Source organism: Nocardioides gansuensis (genome assembly GCF_003076135.1).
GTDB lineage: Bacteria > Actinomycetota > Actinomycetes > Propionibacteriales > Nocardioidaceae > Nocardioides > Nocardioides gansuensis.
In genome coordinates this window covers 183,878-209,988 of the sequence record NZ_QDGZ01000001.1, presented here as the reverse complement: position 1 = coordinate 209,988, position 26,111 = coordinate 183,878, and the positions used below count along the sequence as shown (strand labels likewise).

Annotated in this window: 21 protein-coding genes; 6 read left to right on the top strand and 15 right to left on the bottom strand. The window is 72.7% G+C overall.

Annotation, left to right across the window (positions count from 1 at the left end; all coding sequences use genetic code 11):
- Positions 1-94 precede the first annotated feature (94 nt).
- Genes DDE18_RS00975 through DDE18_RS00965 form a run of 3 tightly spaced genes read right to left on the bottom strand, consistent with a single transcriptional unit; the run spans position 95 to position 4,160 of the window.
- Complete coding sequence (locus DDE18_RS00975) at positions 95-2,782, bottom strand: ABC transporter permease (RefSeq protein ID WP_116570371.1); 2,688 nt, start codon at positions 2,780-2,782, stop codon at positions 95-97.
- Entirely contained in the window at positions 2,779-3,501 is a 723-nt protein-coding gene (locus tag DDE18_RS00970) for an ABC transporter ATP-binding protein (RefSeq protein ID WP_116570370.1), read from the bottom strand. The genes DDE18_RS00975 and DDE18_RS00970 overlap by 4 nt, the downstream gene beginning before the upstream one ends.
- Complete coding sequence (locus DDE18_RS00965; protein ID WP_116570369.1) at positions 3,498-4,160, bottom strand: PadR family transcriptional regulator; 663 nt, start codon at positions 4,158-4,160, stop codon at positions 3,498-3,500. The genes DDE18_RS00970 and DDE18_RS00965 overlap by 4 nt, the downstream gene beginning before the upstream one ends.
- Positions 4,161-4,345: 185 nt before the next feature.
- Here DDE18_RS00965 and DDE18_RS00960 point away from each other — a divergent pair, with 185 nt between their 5' ends.
- Positions 4,346-4,756 (top strand): DUF4282 domain-containing protein, encoded by a 411-nt coding sequence (locus tag DDE18_RS00960; RefSeq protein ID WP_116570368.1) that lies wholly within the window; start codon positions 4,346-4,348, stop codon positions 4,754-4,756.
- Positions 4,757-4,855: 99 nt separating this feature from the next.
- Here the strand turns inward: DDE18_RS00960 and DDE18_RS00955 are convergent, their stop codons facing one another.
- Together DDE18_RS00955 and DDE18_RS00950 are read right to left on the bottom strand one after the other, a co-directional pair.
- Positions 4,856-7,036 carry a 3-hydroxyacyl-CoA dehydrogenase NAD-binding domain-containing protein gene (locus DDE18_RS00955; protein WP_116570367.1) on the bottom strand — a complete coding sequence of 727 codons (2,181 nt, stop codon included), beginning with the start codon at positions 7,034-7,036 and terminating at the stop codon, positions 4,856-4,858.
- 16 nt (positions 7,037-7,052) lie between these two features.
- A complete protein-coding gene (locus DDE18_RS00950; protein WP_116570366.1) occupies positions 7,053-8,264 on the bottom strand; it encodes an acetyl-CoA C-acetyltransferase in 1,212 nt (403 codons plus the stop codon).
- A 96-nt stretch (positions 8,265-8,360) separates the two neighbouring features.
- Here DDE18_RS00950 and DDE18_RS00945 point away from each other — a divergent pair, with 96 nt between their 5' ends.
- Complete coding sequence (locus DDE18_RS00945) at positions 8,361-8,966, top strand: helix-turn-helix domain-containing protein (RefSeq protein WP_116570365.1); 606 nt, start codon at positions 8,361-8,363, stop codon at positions 8,964-8,966.
- An 18-nt stretch (positions 8,967-8,984) separates the two neighbouring features.
- On the opposite strand, the gene DDE18_RS00940 is transcribed toward DDE18_RS00945, so the two are convergent.
- Positions 8,985-10,436, bottom strand: coding sequence for a DEAD/DEAH box helicase (locus DDE18_RS00940; protein ID WP_116570364.1), 1,452 nt, complete (start codon positions 10,434-10,436; stop codon positions 8,985-8,987).
- A 195-nt stretch (positions 10,437-10,631) separates the two neighbouring features.
- A complete protein-coding gene (locus DDE18_RS00935) occupies positions 10,632-11,780 on the bottom strand; it encodes a CaiB/BaiF CoA transferase family protein (RefSeq protein WP_116570363.1) in 1,149 nt (382 codons plus the stop codon).
- Positions 11,781-11,935: 155 nt separating this feature from the next.
- Here DDE18_RS00935 and DDE18_RS00930 point away from each other — a divergent pair, with 155 nt between their 5' ends.
- From DDE18_RS00930 to DDE18_RS00920, 3 genes are read left to right on the top strand one after another with little or no spacing between them, the layout of a single operon-like run.
- On the top strand, positions 11,936-12,502 hold the full coding sequence (locus DDE18_RS00930; RefSeq protein WP_116570362.1) for a PadR family transcriptional regulator: 567 nt from the start codon (positions 11,936-11,938) through the stop codon (positions 12,500-12,502).
- Positions 12,499-14,505, top strand: a complete 2,007-nt coding sequence (locus DDE18_RS00925) for an NADPH-dependent 2,4-dienoyl-CoA reductase (RefSeq protein WP_116570361.1) — start codon at positions 12,499-12,501, stop codon at positions 14,503-14,505. The genes DDE18_RS00930 and DDE18_RS00925 overlap by 4 nt, the downstream gene beginning before the upstream one ends.
- 46 nt (positions 14,506-14,551) lie before the next feature.
- Positions 14,552-15,739: a nucleotide sugar dehydrogenase gene (locus tag DDE18_RS00920; protein ID WP_281258311.1), complete on the top strand. Its 1,188-nt coding sequence runs from the start codon at positions 14,552-14,554 to the stop codon at positions 15,737-15,739.
- Positions 15,740-15,742: 3 nt separating this feature from the next.
- On the opposite strand, the gene DDE18_RS00915 is transcribed toward DDE18_RS00920, so the two are convergent.
- The 5 genes from DDE18_RS00915 to DDE18_RS00895 are packed head-to-tail and all read right to left on the bottom strand — an operon-like array spanning position 15,743 to position 22,456.
- Positions 15,743-17,341, bottom strand: coding sequence for a glycosyltransferase (locus DDE18_RS00915; protein WP_116570359.1), 1,599 nt, complete (start codon positions 17,339-17,341; stop codon positions 15,743-15,745).
- Complete coding sequence (locus DDE18_RS00910) at positions 17,338-19,107, bottom strand: hypothetical protein (protein ID WP_116570358.1); 1,770 nt, start codon at positions 19,105-19,107, stop codon at positions 17,338-17,340. Before DDE18_RS00910 ends, DDE18_RS00915 begins: the two co-directional genes overlap by 4 nt.
- Positions 19,104-20,042, bottom strand: a complete 939-nt coding sequence (locus DDE18_RS00905) for a glycosyltransferase family protein (protein WP_116570357.1) — start codon at positions 20,040-20,042, stop codon at positions 19,104-19,106. Before DDE18_RS00905 ends, DDE18_RS00910 begins: the two co-directional genes overlap by 4 nt.
- Position 20,043: 1 nt before the next feature.
- Positions 20,044-21,087: a sulfotransferase family protein gene (locus tag DDE18_RS00900; RefSeq protein WP_116570954.1), complete on the bottom strand. Its 1,044-nt coding sequence runs from the start codon at positions 21,085-21,087 to the stop codon at positions 20,044-20,046.
- Positions 21,088-21,097: 10 nt separating this feature from the next.
- Positions 21,098-22,456, bottom strand: a complete 1,359-nt coding sequence (locus DDE18_RS00895; RefSeq protein ID WP_116570356.1) for a GH1 family beta-glucosidase — start codon at positions 22,454-22,456, stop codon at positions 21,098-21,100.
- A 17-nt stretch (positions 22,457-22,473) separates the two neighbouring features.
- On the opposite strand from DDE18_RS00895, the gene DDE18_RS00890 reads away from it, so the two are divergent.
- Positions 22,474-23,187, top strand: coding sequence for a pirin family protein (locus DDE18_RS00890; RefSeq protein WP_116570355.1), 714 nt, complete (start codon positions 22,474-22,476; stop codon positions 23,185-23,187).
- On the opposite strand, the gene DDE18_RS00885 is transcribed toward DDE18_RS00890, so the two are convergent.
- From DDE18_RS00885 to DDE18_RS00875, 3 genes are read right to left on the bottom strand one after another with little or no spacing between them, the layout of a single operon-like run.
- Complete coding sequence (locus DDE18_RS00885) at positions 23,141-23,635, bottom strand: RDD family protein (RefSeq protein WP_116570354.1); 495 nt, start codon at positions 23,633-23,635, stop codon at positions 23,141-23,143. The genes DDE18_RS00890 and DDE18_RS00885 overlap by 47 nt on opposite strands.
- Positions 23,636-23,656: 21 nt before the next feature.
- On the bottom strand, positions 23,657-24,544 hold the full coding sequence (locus DDE18_RS00880; protein WP_116570353.1) for a diacylglycerol/lipid kinase family protein: 888 nt from the start codon (positions 24,542-24,544) through the stop codon (positions 23,657-23,659).
- Positions 24,541-26,106 (bottom strand): FAD-binding oxidoreductase, encoded by a 1,566-nt coding sequence (locus DDE18_RS00875; RefSeq protein ID WP_165820966.1) that lies wholly within the window; start codon positions 26,104-26,106, stop codon positions 24,541-24,543. The genes DDE18_RS00880 and DDE18_RS00875 overlap by 4 nt, the downstream gene beginning before the upstream one ends.
- Positions 26,107-26,111 lie beyond the last annotated feature (5 nt).

Genomic DNA, 26,111 nt, shown 5'->3' with positions numbered 1-26,111 from the left:
CGCATCTGCACACGCACGCCCCGTCGAGTCGGCGCATCTGCTCGGCACATGCGCCGACTCGGCACCGATCCCGTGTGCAGATGCGCCGAGTCGGTCAGTCGAGGCGGGCGACGAGCGGCAGCCGCGAGCGGGCGGTCAGCCCGACGATCGCGGCGGTGAGCAGCGGCAGCGCGACGACCAGCGTGAGGATCAGCAGCCACGGGATGTCGAGGTAGGGGCCGCTCCCCTGCTGGACACCCTGCACGAAGCCCTGGTTCATCGAGGTCAGCGGTCGCGAGATGGCGACGCCGGGGATGAACCCAACCGCCGCCCCGAGCAGGGCGCCCACGAACCCCACCACCACGGCGTACGACGCGGCGACGCCGCGCCGGGTCCGTGGAGCCGCGCCTACGGCGCTCAGCGTCGCGAGGTCGGGCCGCGCATCGGACAGCGCCAGGAACGTCGCGGTGAGGGTGCCGCCGAGCATCAGCACCCCACCGAGGCAGCCGAGCACGAGCAGGATGATCGTGGCCTCCGCCGGGCGCTGGTAGCCGCGCTCGACGTAGACGCTCGCGTACTGCTGCAGGCCGCCTACCGCCTCGTCGAGCGCCTCCTCCTGGTCCTTGCTGATCGAGTCGCCGTCGAGCAGCAGCCCGACCGTGGCCACCTCGCCGACCTGCTCCGCGACGTCCGTCGGCAGCACGGCCTGGGCCGGCGGCATGCCGGACACGACGACGTACGCCGCGGGGAAGGCGCCGAGCTCGTCCAGCTCCGCCTGGTCGGAGTCGGGGCCCCAGGTCTCCGCGGTGATCTCGACCCGCTCCGCCTCGACCGAGGCGTTGCTGAAGACCACGACCCGGCCGTCGGCCAAGGCCTCCTCGGCCTGGGCGAGGGCGCCCGGCTCGAGGCCCGGGATGCCGGACAGGTCGCCGTCGGAGACGAGCTCGGACGCGGACCAGGAGCCTCCGTAGCCCTGGAGCAGGAAGTGCTCGGTCTCATCGCCCGGCACCCGGAACATCCGGTTCGTGTAGGTGCCGCCCGCCCCGTTGTTCTGCAGGCCCCTGACCTCGTGCATCTCGACCTCGGGCAGGGTGGCGCGGGCGATGTCGCGCAGCTCGGCCCACGTCGCGGCAACCTCTGCCCTGTCAGGCGCCTCGCCGGTCATCGTGTCGCCGGGATACCAGGTCACCGAGCCCATGCCCATCGGGAGCTGTGGGGTGTAGGTGGAGGCGTTCTCCGCCTCATCACTGGCGTTCGCGATCCCGAGCGCGACCACGCCGGCGACGGTCGCGGCCACCGCCGCGACAGCCGGCACGGTGCGGGTCCGGTGCCGGGCGGCGTCGCGCGCGGCGTACCTCAGCACGAGCGGGAAGCGACCCGAGAGCCGCGCGACGAGCGAGACCACCAGCGGGACGATCAGGATCATGCCCAGCACGGAGATGATCGCGGAGCCGGCGATCCAGTAGGCGCCATTGCCCGAGTCCGAGTTGACGGCGCCGTACGCCGACGACGCGATGCCGATGCCGACCAGCACCACGCCGAGGACGGGCGACTTCGCCGACGGCTTGCGGTCGCCGCGCCTGCCCGCGAGCACCGCGACGACGTCCTGGCGCGAGGCGATCCAGGCCGGCACGACCGCGGCGAGGAAGGCGCTGGCGACACCGAAGGCCGCGATGCCGGCGAGCCAGGTCCACGGCACCTCGAAGGGGCCGAGCCAGGCGCTGTTGAACCGCTGCACCGCGGGCAGCACTGCCCAGCCGGTGACGATGCCGAGACCGACGCCGAGGGCGGCCGCGAGCGCGCCGAGGACCACTCCGGAGGCCAGCACGACACGCCGTCCCTGGACCGGAGTGCCACCGTTGGCGGCGAGCAGCGCGATCGTGCGCGACTGGCGGCGTGCGCCGACCGCGAAGGCCGGGCCGGCGAGCAGGACGACCTCGAGCAACGCCATCGTGACGATCAGGGCGATGACGGCGTAGACCTCGTCCATCCCGGTGTCGTAGCCCATCTCCTCGGCCATCTCGCGCACCGGCGGCGGGTCGGCGAGCACGGCCCGCGACTGCACGGCACCGCCGAGCTCGTTGAGCGCGAGCACGTCGCTCCACAGCACGGGCCCTGTCTCCACGAGCCAGCTGCCGAGCAGGTGGGAGGACCCCTCGGCGAGCAGGGACCCCGCGGGGCCGATGGCGACGGGGATGTCCCGGTACGTCGCGTCGCGTCCGGCGCCGACCACGACCGGGGCCGCCTGGACCCCGACCAGGTCGAGCGTGTCGCCGACCGCCACGCCCTTGGCCAGCAGGGCGTCGTTGACGACCACCTCGTGCCCGCCCTCGGGCAGGCGGCCGCTGGTGAGCTCGAAGAGTCCCTCGGCCATGGCGTCGGACAGGTCGACCTCGGTCGCCTCGACGTCCACGCTGCGCTCCCCCACCAGGACCTGGGTGTAGCCGTGGCCCAGCGGCAGGAGGCGGGTGTCGTGGCCGAGCACCTCGCGCACGTCCTCCTCGGTGAGCGGGTGCTCGCGGTCGGGTCCGTCGAGGTACCACATCGACTCGCGGAGCGGGTCCGCAGCCTGGACGACCCGGCCACCGCCCTCGGTCCAGATCCGTGCGTCGGCGGCACCGAGGTCACGATCGGCCGCCTCGAGGCCCCTGACCTCGGAGGTCTTGATGACGACGACGGCGGCCGTCACGGCCAGCACGGGCAGCGCGATCATGGCAAGCACGAGCAGGCTGCGCCCCTTGGCTCGCAGGGCCTCGCGCCAGGCGATCCGCAGGGCGGGCCGCCAGCCGGCCAGTCGGCTCATCGAGCCGCCTCGGGTGCCAGCAGGCCCTCGGGCTCGTCGCTGCCCTGCTCGTCGACGACCACGCCGTCGCGCAGGAACACCACCCGGTCGGCCCAGGCGGCGTGCCGGGCCTCGTGGGTGACCAGCACGCCCGCGGCTCCGGCGTCGCAGCGGGCCCGGAGGAGCCTCAGGATCTCCTCTCCGGTGTCGGTGTCCAGGGCGCCCGTGGGCTCGTCGGCGAGGATCAGCCGGCGCTCGCCCACGACCGCGCGGGCGATGGCCACGCGCTGCTGCTGGCCGCCCGACATCTCGTCGGGGAACCGGTCGGCCAGGTCGGCGATGCCGACCTCCTCCAGCGCCGCGCGCGCGAGCGTGCGCGCCGCCCGGCCCCGTTCGCCGTCGAGCTCACGCGGGAGCGAGACGTTCTCCAGCGCGGTGAGCGCGGGGATGAGGTTGAAGTCCTGGAAGACATAGCCGACCGACGTACGACGCATGCGTGCGCGCCCCGTGGCGCCGAGCGTCGCCAGGTCGACCCCCTCGATGCTCACCGTGCCACTGGTGGGCTGGTCGAGGCCGCCCGCCAGGGTGAGCAGGGTCGACTTGCCGGAGCCGCTCGGGCCCATCACGGCGACGAGCTCGCCGGCGTGCGCGCGGAAGGTCACCCCACGGAGGGCCTGCACGGCCGTCGGCCCCTCGCCGTGGACCCGGGTTACGTCGGACAGGTGCAGGACCGCGGTCATCGGCGGGCTCCCTGGTTGGTCTCGATACGGGCCTCGTCTCTGGGCCCTACTCGACCACCGGAGGCCGGGTCCGGGTCGCCCGACCGACCGGGTCCGCTCGACCGGCCGGGGGCCAGGGCGGCGCGGCGGAGGCGGGCTTCGCAGTGGTCGAGCCACCGGATCTCCGCCTCGGCGTCGAAGACGAGGGAGTCGAGGACCAGGCTCCACGCGAGGTCGCCGGACTCCTCCGGACTGCTCGCCCGCCCGCTGCGCTTGAGGCGGGTGTAGTCCTGCATCGCCGCCATGGTGGCGCTGCGCTGGCGCTGGATCATCGTGCCGACGTCCACTCCCGGCAGCGTCACGGCGATGGCGAGCTTGATGGCGAGCTCGTCACGGGGCGGCTGGGTGCGAGGCACCGGAGTGGTGAACCACTCCGACACCTCGCTCCGCCCCGCGTCGGTCAGGCCGTACATCACCTGCCCGCTCCGGGCGTCGAGATCCTCACCCCCGTGGAGGGTCTCGACGAGTCCGTCCCGCTCGAGCCGCTGGAGCGTGGTGTAGACCTGCCCCACGTTGAGCGGCCAGGTGCCGCCCGTGCGCTGCTCGAACTCCGCACGCAGCTGGTAGCCGTGCCTGGGCCCCTCGTGCAGCAGCGCGAGCAGGGCCTGCCTCACCGACATGGGCGCTCCCCCTTCTCCTTCCCCGACCGCCATGGCGAGGATACCGGGTATGTATACCACGTATGTACGTGGGCATGGAGGCGATCGGGTCTCCTGCGCTGAGACTCCGGGAACGCGGCGCGTTTCGGACCGTGTCCGCTGGATAGAAGATCCAGGGAAGTCCCCCGCAGCAAGGAGAGAGCGCCATGTCCCACTACGGCAACACGCCGCAGGACCCCTATGGCCAGTCTGGCCAGAACCCCTACGGCCAGCAGCCCGACTACAGCCAGCAGCAGCCGGCCTACTACGGCGGCATCGGGCAGCAGCCTCCGAAGAAGGGCTTCTTCGGGGCCCTCTTCGACTTCGGCTTCAACACCTTCATCACGCCGATGGTCGTCAAGGTCGTCTACGTCATCGGCCTCGTCGCGATGGTGCTCGCGTTCTTCGTCCTCCTGGTCGGCGCCTTCAGCCAGGACGCGATGTCGGGCATCGCCGTGCTGATCCTGGGGCCGATCGTGCTGCTGCTCTACCTGTGCCTCTTCCGGATGATGCTGGAGTTCTACGTCGCCGTGGTGCGGATGAGCGAGGACATCCACGAGCGGCTCCCCCGCTCCTGAGCGCAGCTGTAACGCCGGGTTAGGAGCTGTTCTACCTATGAAATTTCATGGGTAGAACAAGCACTAACCCGGCGTTACAGCCGGCGGAGCCCGGGAGCGTCAGGCGGGGAAGGACTCCCCGTTGGCCGCCATCTCGCGCAGGCGGTCGGTCGGCCGGAACCGGTCGCCGTACTTCTCCGCCAGCTCGTCCGCGCGGGCGACGAAGGCCGCCAGCCCGATCTCGCCGGTGGCCGACTCGTAGCCGGTCATGAACTGGGCCGCGCCGCCGGTGTTGGGCGGGAAGCCGATGCCCATGATCGAGCCGATGTTGGCCGCGGCCGCCGAGGTGATGACGCCCTCCTCGAAGCACTTCGCCGTCTCGAGGGCCTCGATGAAGAGCTGGCGCTCCTTCACGTCGACGAACGGGATCTGCTCCTCGGCGACCGGGTACTCCTCCGCCAGCCCGCTCCAGATCGCCTGGCGCCTGCCGTCGACGTACTCGTAGAAGCCGGCGCCCTTGAGCTTGCTCGGGCGGCCGAGCTCGATCATCCGGTCGACGACCGTCTCGGCGGCGAGCGGCTGCTCCAGCCCGTGGCCCTTCCGGGTCTCCAGCATGATCTTCTTGATCGTCTCGAGGTTGAGCTCGTCGGCGATCTGCAGCGGTCCGACCGGGTAGCCGGCCTGGGTCGCGGCGCGCTCGATGGAGTAGGGCGCGACGCCCTCCTTCAGCATCTCCAGGCCCTCGTTGATCACCGTGCCGATGACCCGCGAGGTGTAGAAGCCGCGGCTATCGTTGACGACGATCGGCGTCTTGCGGATCAGCTGCACCACGTCGTAGGCCCGGGCCAGGGTCTCGTCAGTGGTCTCCTTCCCGGTGATGATCTCGACCAGCGGCATCTTGTCGACCGGTGAGAAGAAGTGCAGGCCGATGAAGTCCTGCGGACGGTCGACGCCCTTGGCGAGGTCGGTGATCGGCAGGGTCGAGGTGTTGGAGCACAGCAGCGCGTCGGGGCTGACGTGCGGCAGGATCTCGCCGAAGACCTGGTGCTTGAGGTTGGGGTTCTCGAAGACGGCCTCGATGACGAGGTCGCAGCCGGCGAGGTCGGCCGCGTCGGCGGTCGGTGTGATCCGGCCGAGGATCTCGTCGGCCAGCTCCGAGGTGATCTTGCCGCGGGAGACGCCCTTCTCGTTGAGGGCAGCGGTGTAGGACCTCCCCTTCTCCGCGTTCTCCAGCGCGACGTCCTTCAGCACGACCGCGACGCCGGCGCGAGCCAGGACGTACGCGATGCCGGCGCCCATCATGCCGGCGCCCAGGACACCCGCCCTGGTGGGCTTCCACGGCTCGATGCCCTGCGGCCGCAGCGAGCCGGAGTTGATCGCCTGCAGGTCGAAGAAGAACGCCTGGATCATGTTCTTCGAGTTCTGCCCGGTGACCAGCTTGGTCATATAGCGCGACTCGATCCGCGACGCGGTGTCGAAGTCCACCTGCGAGCCCTCGACCGCGGCGCTGAGGATCGCCTTCTGCGCGGGGTAGTCGGCACCCTTGAGCTGCTTGCGCAGCAGCGCGGGGAAGGCGGGCAGGAACGCCGCGAGCTTCGGGTTGCTGGGCGTGCCACCGGGGATCTTGTAGCCCGGCCGGTCCCACGGCTGCTTCGCGGCCGCCTCGTCGTCGGCGTGCGCCAGGACCCACGCCTTCGCAGCAGGGATGAGCTCGTCGTACGTCGCGACGACCTCGTCGACGAGTCCCTTCTCCTTGGCCTGGGCGACCTTGAAGCGGGTGCCCTGCAGAAGGAAGTCCATGATCGCCGTCTGGATGCCGAACATCCGCACGGTGCGGGTCACCCCGCCACCGCCGGGCAGCAGGCCCAGCGTCGCCTCCGGCAGGCCGATCTCGTAGCGGCCGTCCACGGCGATGCGGTGGTTGGCGGCCAGCGCGATCTCGAGCCCGCCACCGAGGGCGGCGCCGTTGATCGCGGCCACGACCGGCTTGGGGAACGTCTCCAGGCGGCGCAGGCTGGCCTTGACCTGCTCGACCTCCTCGAAGATTCGCGGCGCGTCCTCGGGACGGGCCTGGATCATCATCTTGAGGTCGCCGCCGGCGAAGAAGGTCTTCTTGGCCGAGGCGATCACGACGCCGACGGTGCCCTCGGCGTCGTCGTACAACTTCTCCACCGCCTCGCGCATGGACGCGATGTAGAGCTGGTTCATGGTGTTGGCGCTCTGGTGGGGGTCGTCGAGCGTCAGCGTGACGATGCCGTCGGCGTCCTTGTCGTAGCGGACGGCGCTCTGGGTCTCAGTCATTGTTCGAAGTCCTCTCTCAGACCAGCTCGACGATGGTCGCGATGCCCATGCCGCCGCCGACGCACAGCGTGGCGAGGCCGCGGCGCAGCCCGCGCCGCTCGAGCTCGTCGATCAGGGTGCCCAGGATCATCGCCCCGGTGGCACCCAGCGGGTGGCCCATCGCGATGGCGCCGCCGTTGACGTTGGTGATGTCGTGGCTGATGCCCATGTCCCGCATGAAGCGCATGGCCACGGCCGCGAACGCCTCGTTGATCTCGAACAGGTCGATGTCGCCGACCTCGAGGCCGGCCCTGGCGAGCGCCTTGCGGGCGGCGGGAGCCGGTCCGGTCAGCATGATCGTCGGCTCGGCGCCGGAGACGGCGGTGGCGAGCACCTTCGCGCGGGGCGTGAGACCCAGGTCCTGGCCGACCTGCTCGTTGCCGAGCACCACGATGGCCGCGCCGTCGACGATGCCCGAGGAGTTGCCGGCGTGGTGGACGTGGTTGATCTTCTCGAGCCAGTGGTACTTCTCCAGGGCCACGTCGTCGAAGCCCGCACCCTGGCCCAGGTCGGCGAAGCTCGGCTTGAGGCCGGCGAGGCTCTCGACGGTCGTGCCGGGGCGGATGAACTCGTCGCGCTCGAGCACGACGACGCCGTTGAGGTCCTTGACCGGGACCACGGCGTTGTCGAAGTAGCCGTTGGCCTGGGCCTTCGCGGCGCGGGCCTGCGACTCCGCGGCGTAGGCGTCGACGTCCTCGCGGCTGAAGCCCTCGAGGGTGGCGATCAGGTCGGCGCCGATGCCCTGCGGGACGAAGTCGGTCAGCAGCGCGGTGGCCGGGTCCATCGCCCAGGCGCCCCCGTCGGAGCCGATCGGCACCCGGCTCATCGACTCCACGCCGCCGGCGAGGATGAGGTCCTCGAACCCGCCGCGCACGCGCGAGGCGCCCTGGTTGACGGCCTCCAGGCCCGAGGCGCAGAAGCGGTTGAGCTGCACGCCCGCCACCGTGTGCGGGTAGCCGGCCTTGAGCGCCGCGGTCTTCGCGATGTCTCCGCCCTGGTCCCCGATCGGCGACACCACGCCGAGCACCAGGTCGTCGATGCGCTCCGGGTCGAGCCCGGGGTTGCGCACCTTGATCTCGTCGAGGAGGCCCACGACCAGGTCGACCGGCTTCACCTCGTGGAGGGAGCCGCTCGCCTTGCCCTTGCCCCGCGGCGTACGAATGTGGTCGTACACGAATGCTTCTGCCATAGTTGCGATTGTGACACTGTTACTGTCACAGTCGTCAAGGGCCCCGCGCGGGTGTGGTGCGGGTCACGCCCAGGCCGAGTGCGCAGAGGAGGTCGCGTGGCGCAGGTGGAGGCGGGTCCGCCGCTCGAGTCCGAGGAGCTGCTGACCCTCGAGGAGCTCACCGGGCAGGTCGGCATCAGCGTCCGCAACGTGCGGTTCTACACGAGCCGGGGGCTCGTGCCGCCGCCCTTGCGCCGTGGCCGGTCGGGCTACTACACGCCCCTCCACGTGGCCCGGCTCGAGCTGGTCCGCGAGCTGCAGGCCCACGGCTTCACACTGGCCGCGATCGAGCGCTACGTCGGCCGCATCCCCGCCGACGCCACGCCCGCCGACATCCGGCTGCACCTGGCGCTGCTCGCCCCCGACACGCTCGGCGACATCTCCGACGTCCCGAGCGAGCTCGTCGAGCTCGGCGTGCCGCCCGAGGCGGCGGTCGCTGCCGCCGAGGTGTACGCCGCGCACGGCAAGGCCGTCGCGGAGGAGCTCTCGGGCATCGTGCGCGACCACATGTGGCCCGCGTTCCGGGAAGCCGGGGGCTCGCCGGAGCAGCTGCGCGCGCTGGTCGAGCGGCTCAAGCCGCTCACCATCGCCAGCCTCGTCGCCGCCTATGAGCAGGCGATGGACGAGAGCGCCCGCAGCTTCGCCGAGCGCCGGGCACGCTGACGCTGGGCGAGCGCGCGGTCAGCGGCCGCCGGAGAACGACGCCGCGCTGTGGCCGCGGCCGCCGCCGGACGACGGACGCCGCGAGCGGCTGCCGCCGTTGCCGCCACCCGGCTTCGCCGACTGGCCACCGGACTTCGCGCCGGCCGACTGGCCCTGGCGCCGGCCGCCCTGGCCCTGGGACGAGCCCTGGCCGGACCGCTGGCCCTGGCCGGAGCGCCGCGGACGACCGCCGCCACCGCGACCGGAGCTCCCGCGGCTCCCGCCGCCGGACTCCTGGGCCGAGGCCTCGACCGCGAGGCCGCCCGGCACCAGCGTGCGCTCGCCGGGGGCGAGCTCGACGAGGACCGGGTGGTCGGGGCCGTGCACCTTGGTGGTGGTGGGCTTGATGCCGGCGAGCCGGGTCAGGTCGCGGACGTCCTTGACCTGGTCGTCCGTCATCAGCGTGATGACGGTGCCCTCGGCGCCGGCACGCGCCGTACGGCCCGAGCGGTGGAGGTAGGCCTTGTGCTCGACCGGCGGGTCGGCGTGCACCACGAGTGCCACGTCGTCGACGTGGATGCCGCGTGCGGCGATGTCGGTGGCGACCAGCGTGGTGGCCTTGCCGGAGTGGAAGGCGTCCATGTTGCGGGTGCGGGCGTTCTGGCTGAGGTTGCCGTGCAGCTCGACGCTCGGCACCCCGCGGGCGTTGAGCTGGCGGGCGAGTGCCTTGGCGCCGTGCTTGGTGCGGGTGAAGACGACGGTGCGGCCGGGGGCGCTGGTCAGGTCGACCAGCACGGGGACGCGGCTCTCGCGGGACAGGTGCAGCACGTGGTGCTGCATCGTCGCGACGGGCGACTGCGCGGAGTCGGCCTGGTGGGTGACCGGGTCGTGCAGGAACTGCTTGACGAGGGTGTCGATCGCCTTGTCGAGGGTGGCCGAGAACAACAGCCGCTGGCTGCGCGCCGGGGTCCGGTTCAGCAGGCGGCGCACTCCGGGCAGGAAGCCGAGGTCGGCCATGTGGTCGGCCTCGTCGAGGACGGTGATCTCGATGGCGCCGAGGTCGCAGTGGCCCTGGCCGATGAGGTCCTCGAGGCGACCGGGGCAGGCGACGACGATGTCGATGCCCTTGCGGAGGCCCTGCACCTGCGGGTGCTGGCCGACGCCGCCGAAGACGGTGATCGTGGTGAGGCCGGCGGCCTTGGCCAGCGGCTGGAGCGCGGTGTGGATCTGGCCGACGAGCTCACGGGTGGGCGCCAGGATCAGCGCGCGCGGCTTCTTCGAGGCGGCCGGGCGGCCCTTCTCGAGTCGCGCGACGAGCGGGAGCAGGAAGGCGTAGGTCTTGCCGGAGCCGGTGCGGCCACGGCCGAGGACGTCGCGTCCGGCCAGGCTGTCCGGCAGCGTCGCGGCCTGGATGGGGGTGGGAGTCGTGATGCCCTGCGCCTCGAGGACGGCAGACAGGGTCGAGGGCACGCCGAGGGCGGCGAAGGTCATGGGGATTCTTCCGGTTGGCGTCTCGCCAACACGAGGGCCGAGCGAATCGGCGTACGTGTGCCTCAGGAATGAGGGGGCGGGCTGCTCGTCGGACGAGCTCCCGCTGCGGCCCGGGGCAAGACTTGACGGGCTGCGTGGGGACAACGGTAGCGGTGCGGGCCGACATTCCCTCAATCGGGGTGCTGGGGCTGGCCGTCAGGCCTGGAAGGCGGCGCCGCTCTCGAGGAGGGCGTCGACGTCCGCGACGCCCCAGGCCGCGAGGGCGTCGCGGGTGTGGGAGCCGGGCCTGGCCGGCGCGAGGTCGAGGGTGGCTCCGGTGCGGGAGAATCGCGGCGCTGGTGCCGGCTGGGTGGCGCCCTCGTGCTCCACGAAGACCTCGCGTGCCTTGAGGTGTGGATGCTCGACCGCCTCGCTGAGCGGGATGATCGGTGCGACGCACGCGTCGGTGCCGTCGAAGACCTCGCACCACTCCGCCTGAGTGCGCTCCTTGAACCGGCGGGTGAAGGCCTCGCGGATGCCGGGGAGGTTGGTCAGGTCGTTGCGGTCGGGGACCTCGACGCCGAGGAGCCGCACCAGCTCGTCGTAGAACTCCGGCTCCAGCGCGCCGACACTCAGGTGCTTGCCGTCGGCGGTCTCGTAGACGTCGTAGAAGGGCATGCCCCCGTCGAGCAGCCCGGAGCGGCGCCGGTCGCTCGCCATCCCGAGCGCCCGCAGGCTGAACTCCACCGCGTTGAGGTGGGCGGTGCCGTCGACGATCGCGGCGTCGACGACCTGGCCCTGGCCACTCACGCGGGCCTCGAGGAGCGCGGCGAGGACGCCGATGACGAGGTAGGTCGAGCCGCCGCCGAAGTCGCCGACCAGGTTGTTGGGGAAGTGCGGGCGCGCGGGATCCTGGCCGAGGGCGTGCAGGGCGCCGGTGACGGCGATGTAGTTCAGGTCGTGGCCCGCGGCCTGGGCCCACGGACCGTCCTGGCCCCAGCCGGTCATCCGGCCGTAGACCAGTCGCGGGTTGCGCTCATGGCACTGCTCGGGCCCGATCCCGAGCCGCTCGGCCGCCCCGGGACGCATCCCCTCGACGAGCACGTCCGCATCCCCGACCAGGTCGAGCACGGTGCGCAGCGCGTCGGGGTGCTTGAGGTCCATCGCCACGGTCGGGCGGCCCCGGGTGAGCACGTCGTGTGCGCCGCCGCCGAACGCCGACCCGCCCGGCCGCTCGATCCGGATCACGTCGGCCCCGAGGTCGGCCAGCGCCATGCAGGCGTGCGGCGCCGGGCCGATGCCCGCGATCTCGACGACCCTGATGCCGCGCAGCGGACCGGTGCCCTGGCCGAGTGTGATGCCCATGCGGCCGATCATGACACTTCTGCTGTCACGGTCGCGAGTGAGCCGCCAGCCGCAGGGAAAGACGTCAGCCCTGCGCCTCCCGTGACCAGCACCACCTTGCAACGAGTTGCATAGGGCTGCGAGGATCCCGGCAGGCTTGATCATCGGAGGACACGTTGGCCCTGGAGCACGCGCTGCTGGTAGCGCTCAGCGAGCAGCCCGCTGCCGGGCTGGAGCTGGCGCGCCGCTTCGAGAAGTCCATCGGGTTCTTCTGGCACGCCACCCACCAGCAGATCTACCGCGTCCTCGCCCGCATGGAAGCCGACGGCTGGGTCACGGTCGAGGAGGTCGCCCAGACCGGCCGGCCCGCCAAGAAGGTCTACGCGGTCTCGGCCTCGGGCGCCGCCGTACTCCGCGACTGGCTCGCCACGCCGGTGCCCATGGAGGCCTTCCGCAGCGAGCTCGCCGTGAAGATGCGGGGCGCGTCGTACGGCGATCGCGCGGCGCTGCTGGAGGTCGTGCGCGCGGCCCGGGCAGACCACGAGGCACGCCTGCAGCACTACCGCCAGCTCGAAGCCCGCGACTACCCGCAGCCCGGCCAGCTCACCGGCGCCGAGCTCGACCAGCACCTCGTCCTGCGGGGCGGGATCCGGCTGGAGGAGTTCTGGATCGCCTGGCTCGACGACTACCTCGCCGCCCACGACGCGGCCGCCCACCCCGTGAAGAAGGAGCAGTCCGCATGACCGACTACCCCCACCTCCTCGAGCCGATCACCGTCGGTGACGTCACCCTGCGCAACCGCGTGGTGATGGGCTCCATGCACACCGGCCTCGAGGACGCGCCCTGGGACGTCGACAAGCTCGCCGCCTACTTCGCGGAGCGCGCCCGCGGCGGTGTCGGCCTCATCGTGACCGGCGGCTACGCGCCCAACAAGCGCGGCTGGCTCAAGCCGTTCGCCTCGGAGATGACCAGCCGGCTGCACGCCGCACGGCACCGCCGGGTCACCGACGCGGTGCACGCGGAGGGCGGCGCGATCGCGCTGCAGGTACTGCACGCCGGCCGCTACGCCTACCACCCGTTCAGCGTCGGCGCGAGCAGCATCAAATCGCCGATCACGCCGTTCAAGCCCACGGCGCTCTCGACCAGGGGAGTCGACCGGACGGCCAGCGACTTCGCCCGCGCCGTGCGGCTGGCGCAGAAGGCCGGCTACGACGCCGTCGAGATCATGGGCTCCGAGGGCTACCTGATCAACCAGTTCCTGGCCGCCCGCACCAACGACCGGACCGACGAGTGGGGCGGCACGGCCGCCAAGCGGATGCGCTTCCCGGTCGAGGTCGTACGCCGCGCCCGCGAGCTCGTCGGCGACGGCTTCCCGATCGTCTACCGGATCTCGCTGCTCGACCTGGTCGAGGGCGGGCAGACCTGGGACGAGGTCGTCGAGCTGGCCGGCGAGCTGGAGCAGGCCGGCGTCACCGTCTTCAACACCGGCATTGGCTGGCATGAGGCCCGGGTGCCCACGATCATCACGCAGGTGCCGCGCGCCGCCTGGGTCTCCGCGACCGCCCGCCTCAAGGAGGTCGCGACCGTCCCGGTCTGTGCCTCCAACCGGATCAACACCCCCGAGCTGGGCGAGGAGATCATCGCCTCCGGCCAGGCCGACCTGGTCTCGATGGCGCGCCCGTTCCTCGCCGACCCCGACTTCGTCGCCAAGGCCGCGGCCGGTCGGGCCGACGAGATCAACACCTGCATCGCCTGCAACCAGGCCTGCCTGGACCACACCTTCAGCAACGAGAAGGCGTCCTGCCTGGTCAACCCGCGGGCCGGCCGCGAGACCAGCCTGCTGCTGCTCCCGCTGCCCGAGCCGCGTCAGCGGACCGTCGCGGTCGTCGGCGCGGGCCCGGCCGGCCTCGCGGCGGCGACGAGCGCGGCCGAGCGGGGGTTCGCGGTCACCCTGTTCGAGGCGGCGCCCGAGATCGGCGGGCAGTTCCGGCTCGCCATGCAGGTCCCCGGCAAGGAGGACTTCGCCGAGACGCTGCGCTACTTCGCCCGCCGCCTCGACGTCCTCGGGGTCGACGTGCGCACGGGCACGCACGCGACGGCCGCCGACCTCGCGTCGTACGACCACGTCGTCGTCGCCACCGGTGTCGAGCCGCGCATCCCCGCGATCGACGGCATCGACCACCCCAAGGCCGTCTCCTACGCCGACGTGCTCAACGGCACGGTCGTCCCCGGCAAGCGGGTCGCGGTGGTCGGCGCCGGCGGCATCGGCGTCGACGTCAGCGTCTGGCTCACCCACGAGGAGGAGAGTCTCGATGAGTGGATGTCGCACTGGGGCGTCGGCGACCCGACCCTCCACGTCGGCGGCCTCACCGAGCCCAAGCCGCGCACGCCGGCCCGCGAGGTCACCCTCGTCCAGCGCAAGACCACCCCGATCGGCATCGGCCTCGGCAAGACCTCGGGCTGGGCGCATCGCGCCGTCCTCGAGCAGAGCGGCGTCACCCAGGTGACCGGCGCGACCTACGACCGCATCGATGACGCCGGCCTGCACGTCACCGTCGGCGGCGAGCAGCGCGTCATCGAGTGCGACCACGTGGTCATCTGCGCGGGGCAGGAGTCGATGCGGGGCCTGTACGACGAGCTGGGAGGCCGCGCGGACGTGCACCTGATCGGCGGCGCGGACCTGGCCGCCGAGCTCGACGCCAAGCGCGCCATCGAGCAGGGCACCCGGGTCGTCGCCGGCCTGTAGGCGGGACGCCACCACCCGGTCACCCGGGTGCGGCACAATGCCGGACGTGACCACTTCGGAGGAGACGTCCCGCATCGCCGTCGCCGGCCTCGGCTACGTCGGCCTGTCGATCGCGATGCTGCTGGCCCGCCACAACACCGTCGTGGGCGTGGACATCGACGAGGCCCGGGTGGCCCGGCTCAACGCCGGCGAGAGCCCGATCGAGGACGCCGAGATCAGCCGGTTCCTGGCGGAGGAGGAGCTCGACGTCACCTTCACCACCGACAAGGACGCGGCCTACGCCGACGCCGACTTCGTGGTGATCGCGACGCCGACCAACTACGACCCGGTCACCAACTACTTCGACACCTCCTCGGTCGAGGACGTGATCGGCGACGTGCAGCGCGTGGGCTCCGGCGCCACGATGGTGATCAAGTCGACCGTCCCGGTGGGCTACGTCGAGGACGTGCGCAAGCGGCTCGGCACCGACGACGTGGTCTTCAGCCCTGAGTTCCTCCGGGAGGGCCAGGCCCTGCACGACAACCTCCACCCATCGCGCATCGTGGTGGGCGAGGACTCCGAGCGGGCCAGGCGCTTCGCCGAGCTGCTCGTCAAGGGGGCCGACGAGGACGACATCCCCGTCCTGTTCACCGAGCCCACCGAGGCCGAGGCGATCAAGCTCTTCGCCAACACCTACCTCGCAATGCGGGTCGCCTTCTTCAACGAGCTCGACTCCTTCGCGATCTCGCGCGACCTGGACACCAGGTCGATCATCGACGGCGTCGGCCACGACCCGCGGATCGGGCGGCACTACAACAACCCGTCCTTCGGCTACGGCGGCTACTGCCTGCCCAAGGACACCCGCCAGCTGCTGGCCAACTACACCGACGTCCCGCAGAACCTCATCCACGCGATCGTCGAGGCCAACACCACCCGCAAGGACTTCATCGCCTTCGACATCCTCGCGCGCAAGCCGAAGGTCGTCGGCATCCACCGGCTGATCATGAAGACCGGCTCGGACAACTTCCGGGAGTCCTCGATCCAGGGGATCATGAAGCGGATCAAGGCCAAGGGCGTGAAGGTCGTGGTCTACGAGCCCGAGCTCACCGAGGAGCGCTTCTTCGGCTCGAAGGTCTACCGCAACCTCGACAAGTTCAAGGCCAAGGCCGACGTCATCGTCGCCAACCGGATGGTCGACGAGCTGGCCGACGTCGCCGACAAGGTCTACACGCGCGACCTCTTCGGCTCCGACTGAGCCTCACAGCCTCCGGCCGAAGAGTCCACGTCGCTCGCCGTCCTGCCGGTCGCGCACGTCGTCTCCGACGGCGGCGTCGTGCACATGGCCGTCGCCGGGCGAGCCCAGGTCGGCAGCCAGCCTGGCCCGTGACTCCGCCGGGTCCACCGGCGGCTTGAGCTTGCCCTCGTGCCGGGGCACGTCGCGCTCGGCCGTCGGCACGAAGCCCGCCTGCGAGGACGCGAGCACCTGAAGCCCGAACGCCGCGTCCAGGCCGTCGTCTGACACCTGGCCGAGCGCCCTGGCGACCCGGGAGACGGCAGCAGTCCGGTCGAGCCGGCCCACGCGGCGGATGATCCGGGTGCCCTCGTGGGTGCGCTCCAGGTCATCGAGCATTGCCTGCAGGGCCACCGGCGTCGGGGCCCAGGCCGTGGAGTCGAGGGTCAGCCGGAAGGACGAGCGGCACCGGCCGGGCGGCACGCCGGGCACCAGCTCGACGCGCGGGTCGTGCCGGTAGGTGCGCTCGACGATCCTCAGGTCGAGCAGCGGGTCGGCCAGCGGCGAGCGCCGGCCGTCGTGGAGCTCGTGCCAGCTGCCCGGCAGCACGACCCGGAGGTCGTCGAGGGTGGAGTCGAGGACCGCGTCGACGCAGTGGATGAGCTCGTCCGAGGGCGGAGCGTCGACCACGACCTCGAGGTAGGGCACGTCGTACGTGCGCCCGTGCAGGTTGCGCTTGGGACGCATGCCGGGCACGAGGTTGGCCAGGAACGAGTCGTTGTGGCGGTTGACGTCGTCCTTCTTCTCCATCACGTGGGAGCGACCGAGGTGCCAGGCGCGGGCCGCGTGCTCGGGGACCAGGACGCCGCCTGCCTCCGCGAGGCGGTGCCCCAGCTCCATGTCCTCGCCCAGGATCAGCGCCGTGTCCATCCCGCCGGCGTCGTCGTACAGCGCCCGCGTCAGCGACCCGGTGGCGCCGACGTGGGCGCGGAAGGCGCGTGGCCCCGCCTCGGTGAGGTCGCCCGTGCGCCGCCACATGCCCTCCACCCACTTGTGCGGCTCACCAGCGTCCCAGTCCCACAGCTCGTCGGCCCGGCCGGCCGCCACGAGGTCGCGCACGTCGGCGGGGTCGCGCTCGAGCAGGGGCGCCGGGTCGACGAAGCGCTTGGTGCCGAGCACGACGGTGTAGTCGACGAGGTGGTGCCAGCGCAGCTGGGCCTCGACGTGCTCCCGGAAGACGAGCATGTCGGAGTCGAGCCAGTGGATGACCTCGCCGTCGCCGGCCAAGGCGCCGGTGTGGCAGGCGTTGGCCCGGCCCCAGCCGCTCTCGACGCGCACCACGCGGGTGCGCTCGGGCCGCACGTCGGGCAGCTCGACCGGCGGGCTGTTGCCGTCGTCGACCACGACGACCTCGAGCAGGTGGGCGGGGTAGCTCTGCGCCGCGAGGCCGGCGAGCACGTAGGGCAGGGTCGCCCTGGCGGCGTACGTCGGCACGACGACGCTCACGGACAGGCGCGGCGTCCACTCCCCCAGCGCCGGAGGGGCCAGGCTGCCCCAGTCGTTGCGGCGGACGAGCGGCTGCGCGCCGCCCTGAGGAGGCGCGCCAGCCCCGTCTCGAAGGGTCATGGCAGGTCCCTCTCGTCCACCTCGAGCTCGCGGCTGGCGTGGAAGCCGGGCCACTGGCGGGCGAGGATCTCGGGCCGGCGGAAGGACTCCGGGTCGGACTGCCAGGTGTGGCCGGACCCGGTGCGGCGGAGCACGTAGCCGAGCCCGTGCGCGCGGTAGATGCTCCCGCCGGCGGCCTGCACGGCGTCGAGCAGCTGGGCGTCGACGAAGCGGCGCACGCGACGGAAGCCGCCCACGGACCGCAGCACCTGGCGGTCGATCATGATCGTGCCGCCGGCGACGAAGCGGTTGAACACCTCGGTGGGGTGGTTGCGCTGCGCCGTCACCCCGAGCTCCTGGAGGTAGACGAACTCGCTCGGCATGCCGACGACCTCGGCGCCGGAGTAGCGGCGGGCGAGGAGCAGGTCGCCGACGACGTGCGGGGAGTACCAGTCGTCGTCGTCGACCTTGAGCAGCACGTCGCCCGTCGCCGCGCTGGCGGCGGCGTCGAGGACGTCGCCGAAGAACGCGTCGGCCGGGTGGTCGAGCAGCGTGAACGGCCGGTCGCCGAGGGCGGCGCGCACGTGCGCGGGGTCGGCGGCGAAGCCGTGGGTCGAGACCACCAGCTCGAGGTCGGCGTCGCGCTGCCTCGCGATCTGCCGCAGCGCGAAGTCGAGCTGGTGGGGCCGCACCGTCGCCAGCAGCACGCTGACCTTCGGCTGCGCCACGAACCGCACGCCTGCCTGCGCCGCCAGGGACTCTCGCCAGGCGAGGGTCGAGTGCGCACGCAGCGCGGCCCGGCGGGTCGTCACGCTGTGCTCCTCCCGGGCCAGCGGGTCGTCGAGGTCGGGCCGCTCCGCGAGCGCCTTGCGGAGCGTGTCGGCCAGGCGCGGGTCGTCGCCCTCGGCGAGGAGGGGCACACCGCTCATCGCCAGGGCCGCGACCAGCCGGCTCGGGGTCTCGCCGAGCCGCACCGCGACGCCCTGGAGTGCGCGCAGGCGCGGCAGGTCGGCCTCGCGCAGGGTGTCGCCGAGGCCGAGCCCGGCGGCGTCGGCCACCGGCTGCTCCCAGTCCTTGCGCCAGCCGCGCGGGTTGACCACCAGCTCGTCGACCGGCTCGACGCCGGGCTCGGTCACCACGGTCGGCGCCCTACCGATCACGTGGTGCGCCGGGATAGTCCGTGACGAAGGGACCCCGACAGACCCCTCGGCGAGGGTCCGATCGTCACGGACTACCACCACGTCGGGGGGAACATCGCGCTCGGAGTCACCCGCGTCGGCGGCGTCGCCGAGCAGCACGGCACGCGGGTCGAGGCCCGCGGCGGCCGGGCGGCCGGCGTACGACGCGACGAGGCCGCCATGGCCGACCGACCCGGCGGCCAGCGGAGCCGGGACGGCCTGCCGCGCCATCTCGGCCAGCACCTGGTGGGCGGGCACCGGCGCGGCGAAGCGCAGCACGGTCAGCACGCCCTGGTCGGCCTCGCGCGCCATGGCGGACGTGAGCGCCGGCCACTCGGGGCGGGGCGCGACGACGAGCGGCGAGGTCGCGGCGTGCAGCCAGCAGGCGACGACGCGCACCTGGCCGAGGCGTGGGAGGGCGGACGCGAGCCGGCGCAGCGAGGCGCGGTCGGCGGTGACGAGCAGCACCGACTTCTGGCCGCGCTTGACCGGAGAGCCGTTCAGCGAGGCGACCTCGACCACCTCCCCGAAGGGGGGCGGCGGGGCTCCCGCGTCGGCGAGCACCAGGATCGGCTCGGGGGCGGTGAAGCCGTGCAGCGGATGCGTCATCGCGGCCGCCTCTCGCGGAGTGCGGCCGGGAGCGAGTGCGTGACCAGGGGGCGCGGCTGCTGGCGGAGCCAGGTGCGGGTGACGTAGTCGATGACGTGCTCCCCGGCCGGCGCGTCCACGCGCACCAGTCCGCCCAGCTGCTCGGCGCGGCCGGTGCGGATGGCCTCGTCGACCTCGAACTCCCGCAGCTTGCGGTAGAGCCGCGTGTTGGTGAAGTCGACGCCGTCGCGCCGCCAGTGGGCGTATTCGTCGGCGTCGAGCCACTTCACCTCGACGACCAGGCCCTGCTGCAGGACCAGCCGCTCGGCCGAGGCCGGCTGCTCGCGCAGCTCCCAGTCGAAGGCCTTCACGAACGTCGTGTCCGGTCCCATCGGATAGACCCACGGCTCGAGGAAGCGCAGCGACAGGTCGAGCCAGCCGGTCGACTCGTCGACCACGGTGAGCGGGTGGCGCGGCATCGCCACCACCGTGCGCGTCGGCTGCAGCTGCCACGAGAGGTCGCGCAGGATGCTGGCGCCCTCGGGGGTGAGCACCATGTCGCCGTCCCACTTCATCGAGTAGGTCGTGCGGACGTGGGAGAAGCACCAGTTGTAGAAGTGGGTGAGCGAGTGGACGCTCGTCGCCGGCGTGGCGAGGTGCTCCGACCCGGCGCGCGCCACCGCGTGGGGATAGTGCAGCAGCGTGAACCGGTCGCTCGCGCCGCACTGCTCCGCCACCCGCTGCGCGACCTCCGGCGTCCCGTCGTCGGAACCGTTGTCGACGACCAGCACGTGCTGGACGGCCGAGAGGATCGGCGGGAGCACCCACGGCAGGTTGCGCGCCTCGTTGCGCACCCGGAAGACGCACGTCAGGCCGGGCGCCAGCGCCTCCCCCGACGTCCACGGCCAGGTGACGTCGTAGTCCGACAGGCCCTCCAGCGAGGGGATGTCGACCACGTCAGCGCTCCCGCCGTTCCAGGGCCTTGCGCAGCTTCTGCCGGGTCGAGGCCGGCACCATCGCGCGTACGGCGTGGGGCACGCGGTCGACGGCCCGCCGGCCCCCGGCCTCGCCGGCCCGGGCCAGCTCGGCGCGTGCCTCGGCCGCGCCGGTCCGCCGCGCGGCCAGGGTCGTGGAGGCAACGAACGCCTCCGCCTCGGCGTACTGCTCGGCGTAGGCGGCGCGCAGCTGGTCGCACACCTCGTGGGCCTTCTCGTTGTCGCCGCCCTCGTCGGCGAGTGAGTCGAGCACGTCCCAGGTCTCCTGGGCGAGCTCGCGCAGCCGGGCGGGCACCTGCACGTCGTCCCAGGTGAGCGTGACCCGGCGCAACGTGGGATCGATGAAGGAGTGCACCTTGGCGATGTCGACGGCCATCGCGGTCTTCACGGCGTGCAGGTCGAACGCCTCGCCGAGGCCGAAGACCGGCTGCGTCCAGTCGGCCAGCAGGTCGGCGAAGCGGACGAAGCGGCGCGGCTCGCCGCGGGTGGCCCGCTCGGTGCCGAGCATCATGTTGACCCAGGCCGCGGTGCGGGTGATGCCGCCCTGCGCGGTGTCGTAGTACTTCTGCTTGCTCCCGACCACCTCGGTGACGGGCCGCAGCATCGTGACGTACGACGCCTCCGCGTCGCAGCGGGCGGCGCACGCCCGCCACAGGCCGAGGAACCACGCCTCGCGCGGATCCTTGACGACGAGCTCGTCGGCCACGGCGAACTGCTCCTCCAGCCAGGCGGTCACCCGCTCGCGGACGCCGTGGTCGGCCGAGAGCTTGCCGGCGTCGAGCCAGGCGCGCGGCCGGGCGTCGGAGACCTGGACGCCGGAGCGGCGGAGCAGCTCGTGGTGGAGGTCGACCACCCACTGCGACTCGCCGAAGCCCTTGGGGTTGGTGGCGTCGGCGGCGACCTCCGGCTGCGGCACGTGCAGCCCCAGCGTCTGGAGCGTGCCCGCCATCGTGCTCGTGCCACTGCGGCCGGACCCGACGACGAAGACGATCCGGCGGGTGCTCATGCGGGCCACCCTATCCAGCAGCGCGGGCCTGGGCGGCGATCACGTCGGCGTACCACTGGTAGGAGCGCTTCGGAGTGCGGACGAGCGTCTCGTGGTCCACGTGCACGAGACCGAACCGCTGGGTGAGGCCCTCGATCCACTCGAAGCCGTCCAGCAGGGACCAGCAGTAGAAGCCGCGCACGTCGACGCCGCGCGCGATCGCCTCCTGCACGGCGCCGAGGTGGGCGGCGAGGAAGTCGATCCTCCGCTGGTCGTCGACAGTCCCGTCCGGGCCGGGCTCGGTGTTGTCGGCACATCCCGTCTCGGTGAGGACGAGCGGCGGCAGGGCGGCCCGATAGCGGGCGCGGAACATGATCAGCCACTCCCGCAGGGCGTCGGGTACGACGGGGCGACCCAGGTCGGTGAGCGGGTAGCCGAGGACCTCGCGCAGCTCGAAGGGCAGCTCGGCGTCCTCGGGGGCGGCGCCGAGGCGCATCGGGAAGTAGTAGTTGACGCCGTAGAAGTCGAGGGGCTGGCGGATGGTCACCAGGTCGCCCGGCTCGGCGATGTCCGCCATCATCGGCGCCACGTCGTCGGGGAACCGGCCCAGCAGCGTGGGCTCGATGTAGAGCCCGTTCCACAGTGTGTCGAAGAACTTGGCCGCGCCCACGTCGGCGTCGCTCTGCGACGCAGGCCAGATCGGGTTGTGGTTGTTGGCACAGCCCACGCTGACGGCACCCGCCGCCCGCAGCGCGATCGCGCCGCGCCCGTGGGCGAGCAGGAGGTGGTGCGAGGCCACGAGCGAGTCGAAGAACAGCCGCCGGCCCGGGGCGTGCGTGCCGTTGCCGTAGCCGAGGGAGGCGGCGATGCCGGGCTCGTGGACGGGGATCCAGTGCGCGACCCGGTCAGCCAGCCGCTCGGCCACCACCTCGGCGTACTGGGCGAACGCGTCGACGGTGCCGCGGTTGAGCCAGCCGCCGTCATCCTCGAGCGCCTGCGGCAGGTCCCAGTGGTAGAGCGTGGCCATCGGCTCGATGCCGTGCGCGAGCAGCCGGTCGACGAGCCGGTCGTAGTAGTCGAGGCCCTTGGCGTTGACCGGGCCTCGTCCCTCAGGAAGGACGCGCGGCCAGCTCACGGAGAACTTGTGCGCCTGCACGCCGAGTCCCTTGAGGAGGACCACGTCCTCGTCGAGGCGGTGGTACTGATCGGCCGCCACGGCGCCGCTGCTCCCGTCCACGACCCGTCCGGGCTGCTGGGTGAACGTGTCCCAGATGCTCGGGCCGCGACCGTCCGCCTCCGCGGCCCCTTCCACGCAGTAGGCGGCCGCGGTCGTGCCGAAGCGGAACCCCGGCGGGAGTGTCAGTGGCGCCCCCGTCGGCTGGCTGGTCACTGGGCAAAGATAGGCGCATGGCACGGGCTCTGTATGCCGGATCGGGCAGGTTCACCACGAAGACCGGGGACCGGGTCACCCGGCACTCCTTCTCGTTCGGCGAGCACTACGACCCGGCCAACCTCGGCTTCGGCCCGATGGTCTGCCACAACGACGACCTGCTGGCGGCCGGCGGCGGCTACCCCGACCATCCGCACACCGACCTGGAGATCGTCACCTGGGTCCTCTCCGGGGCGCTGGTGCACACGGACTCGTCCGGTACGACGCGCGTCGTCGCCCCGGGTCAGGTGCAGGTGCTCTCGGCGGGCTCGGGAGTGCGGCACAGCGAGCTCGCGGACATGGCGGCCGGGCCGACGCGGTTCGTGCAGGTCTGGGTCCGGCCCGACGAGCCGGGCGGCGCCCCGGCGTACTACCTCGACGACACCGAGCTGCCCGCGGGCGCGCTTGTCCCCGTGGCAGGTGCCGGCGGCCTGCCGATCCGCACGGCCGCCGCGACGCTGCACGTCGCACGGCTGGCGCCGGGGGACGAGGTCGCGCTGCCCGACGCCCCGCTCGTCCACGTCTTCGCGGCGACGGGAGCCGTCGAGCTCCCCGGCGGGTCGAGCGGGGTCGGCTGGTCGAGCGAAGTCGAGACCCTCCGCGCCGGCGACGCGGCGCGGCTCACCGACGAGCCCGAGCTGCCGATCAGGGCGACGGAGCCCACCGAGCTCCTGGTGTGGTCCTTCCGCTGATCCCCGTACGCGGACGGCGGAGGTCGACCAGCGCGACGCCGGCCACCTTGTCGAACCAGCTCCGGTGGTCGGGCGGGCGGACGGTGAACGCGACCACGATGACCGCCGCGCCGAAGGTGATCGCCGTGACCGCGCCCTCCACGACGTACTTCAGGAGGGCGCGCCGGCCGGCCCGCTGCCCGTCATCGGGGTCGACGTGCTCCAGGCCCAGGATCAGCTGGCCGGGCAACGCCGCCCTGGCGAGGAGGCAGCCCACCGTGGCGACCAGGTGGACGAGCACCGCCGCCACCACCACGCCGAGCGCGAGCGGGCCAGACCCCGTCCGGCCGAGCTGGACGGCCACGAGCGCGACGGCGGCATAGAGCACGGCCGCCAGCGCGAGCTCGACCAGGCGGGCCACGGCTCGCCGGCCGAGCCGGGCCGGCTCGTGGGTGAGGCCTGGGTGCATGGCCCCATCCTCGCCGACCCGTCAGCGGATGACGCGCAGCATCCCCGGACGCACCTCCACGACGGCCGGCGCGTCGGGTCCGGGCAGGACGCCGAGCTGCTCGCCGTCCGCTCCGACGGCCACCTGCGTGGTCGCCGACAGCTCGACCCGGGCACCCCGCAGGACGTGCACCTGCGGCAGCGAGGTGTGCGTGCCGTCGTACACCTGCGGCAGCGAGCGGATCAGCCTGCGCCTGGAGGCTGCCTCGATGACCACCACGTCGAGCAGCCCGTCGTCGACGCGGGCGTCGGGGGCGATGCGCATGCCCTTGCCGTAGTAGGCCGAGTTGGCGACGACGACCGTGGCGGCCTCGTAGTCCCGGGTCGTGTCGTCGACGCTCACCCGGCAGCGCGCCGGGGAGAACGTCGCGAGCGCGCGGACGGCGGCGTAGGGATACTGCAGCCGCACGGGCAGCCAATGGGCGCGGTCGACGAGCTCGGACGCGCGGGCGTCGACGCCGGCGTAGACGGAGCCGGCGACGAGCCGGCCGCCGTAGGCCAGCAGGTCCACGGGGCTGACCGTCCCGGTGAGCAGGAGCTCCGCCTGGGCCTGCGGGTCGGCGGGGATCGCGAGCATCCGGGCGAAGTCGTTGCCGCGGCCGGCCGGCAGGATGCCGAGGGTGCCGCCGGCGCGGGCGACCTCGCCGGCGAGCGAGGAGAGCATCCCGTCGCCGCCCATCGAGACGACCACCTCGCCGCGGTCCACCGCCTCGGCCACCAGCCGCCGGGTGGCCTGCGGTCCGGGCGAGTAGGTCACCTCCACGGAGGCGCCGCGGTCGCGCAGGTGGCGGGCGACCGGCACGACGGCCTCGGGCGCGGCGCCACCTCCGGAGGCGGGGTTGACGAGGAGCGCGAAGCTGCGTGCGCTCATGGGATCAGCACTCCGGGGTTGAGCACACCGGTCGGGTCCAGCTCGGCCTTGACGGCGCGCAGCACGCGCACCCCGACCGGCCCGATCTCCTCGGCGAACCACGGCTTGTGGTCGGTGCCGACCGCGTGGTGGTGGGTGATGGTGGCGCCGGCGGCGACCATCGCGTCGCTCGCGGCGGCCTTCGCAGCCTGCCACTGCGCCAGCGGGTCGGCGGCCTCCTTGGCCGCCACCGTGAAGTAGAGCGAGCAGCCGGTCTCGTAGACGTGCGAGATGTGGCAGAGCACCATCGCGCCCTCCAGCGACGACTCCAGCGCCTGCTTCACGCCGGCGTAGAGCCGCTCGCGGTTGGACCAGAACGTCGCGGTCTCCAGGGTCTCGACGAGCACGCCGACGTCGAGCAGGGCGTCGCGGAGGTACGGCGCGGCGAAGCGGCCGTGGGCCCACTTCTGTCCCGCCTCCTCCCCGACGCAGGTGCCCCCGAGGCCCTCGAGCACGCCGGCCACCGCGGCCCGGCGGGCCTCGACCAGCTCGGCGGTGCCCTCGTGGCCGACGATCATCAGGCAGCCCGTGCTGCTCTCGGAGCCGATGCCGTCGGGGTCGGCGAGGTTGATCGCGGTCTCGGCCTCGTCGGAGAGCCGGAGCACGGTCGGCAGCAGGCCGGCCTGCGCCAGCGTCCGCATCGCGTCGGCGCCGGCCTCGAAGGACGGCCAGCGCCACCCGTCGTACCGCTTGACGGCCGGGGTCCTGCGGACGCGCACGGTCACCGCGGTGATCACGCCGAAGGCGCCCTCGGAGCCGAGGAGCAGCTGGCGGAGGTCGGGGCCGGCGGCGTTGGCCGGGGCCGTGCCGAGGGTGACCGTGCCGGTCGGCGTCGCCGCGGTGAGGCCGACGACGAGCGAGTCGAAGCGGCCGTAGCCCGCGCTCGACTGGCCGCTGGAGCGGGTCGCCGCGAAGCCGCCGATGGTGGCGAACTCGAAGGACTGCGGGAAGTGGCCCAGCGTCAGGCCCTGCTCGGCGAGCAGTGCCTCGGCCTCGGGGCCGCGCAGCCCTGGCTCGAGGGTCGCGGTCATCGAGACCGGGTCGACGGCGAGCAGGCGCTTCATCCGGACCAGGTCGAGGCTGACCAGCCCGGCGTAGCCGTCGCGCTGCGCGGCGAGGCCGCCGGTCACCGAGGTGCCGCCACCGAAGGGCACCACGGCGACGTGGTGCTCGACCGCGAAGGCGAGCAGCCGCTCGACCTCGGCGGGGGTGCGTGGGCGGACGACCGCGTCGGGGGCGTCGGCGAGGTCGCCGGCCCGGGCCTTGAGCAGGTCGGGGGTGGACTTGCCGCGGGTGCGCAGCGCCCGGGTGTCGTCGTCGGTGAGGACGTGCTCCTCGCCGACGATCCCGCGCAGGCCGGCCAGCAGCTCCTCGGGGAGGCGGGTGACCGGCGGCGTCGCGCCGCTGACGGCCGGCGTCTCGGTGAGCCCGAAGGCGAGGTCGACCAGGGCCCGGGCGCTCTCGTCGAGGGTGGTCGCGGCGCCCGGGTCGCCCCAGCGCTGGGGGTGCATCTCGATGGTCATGTGTT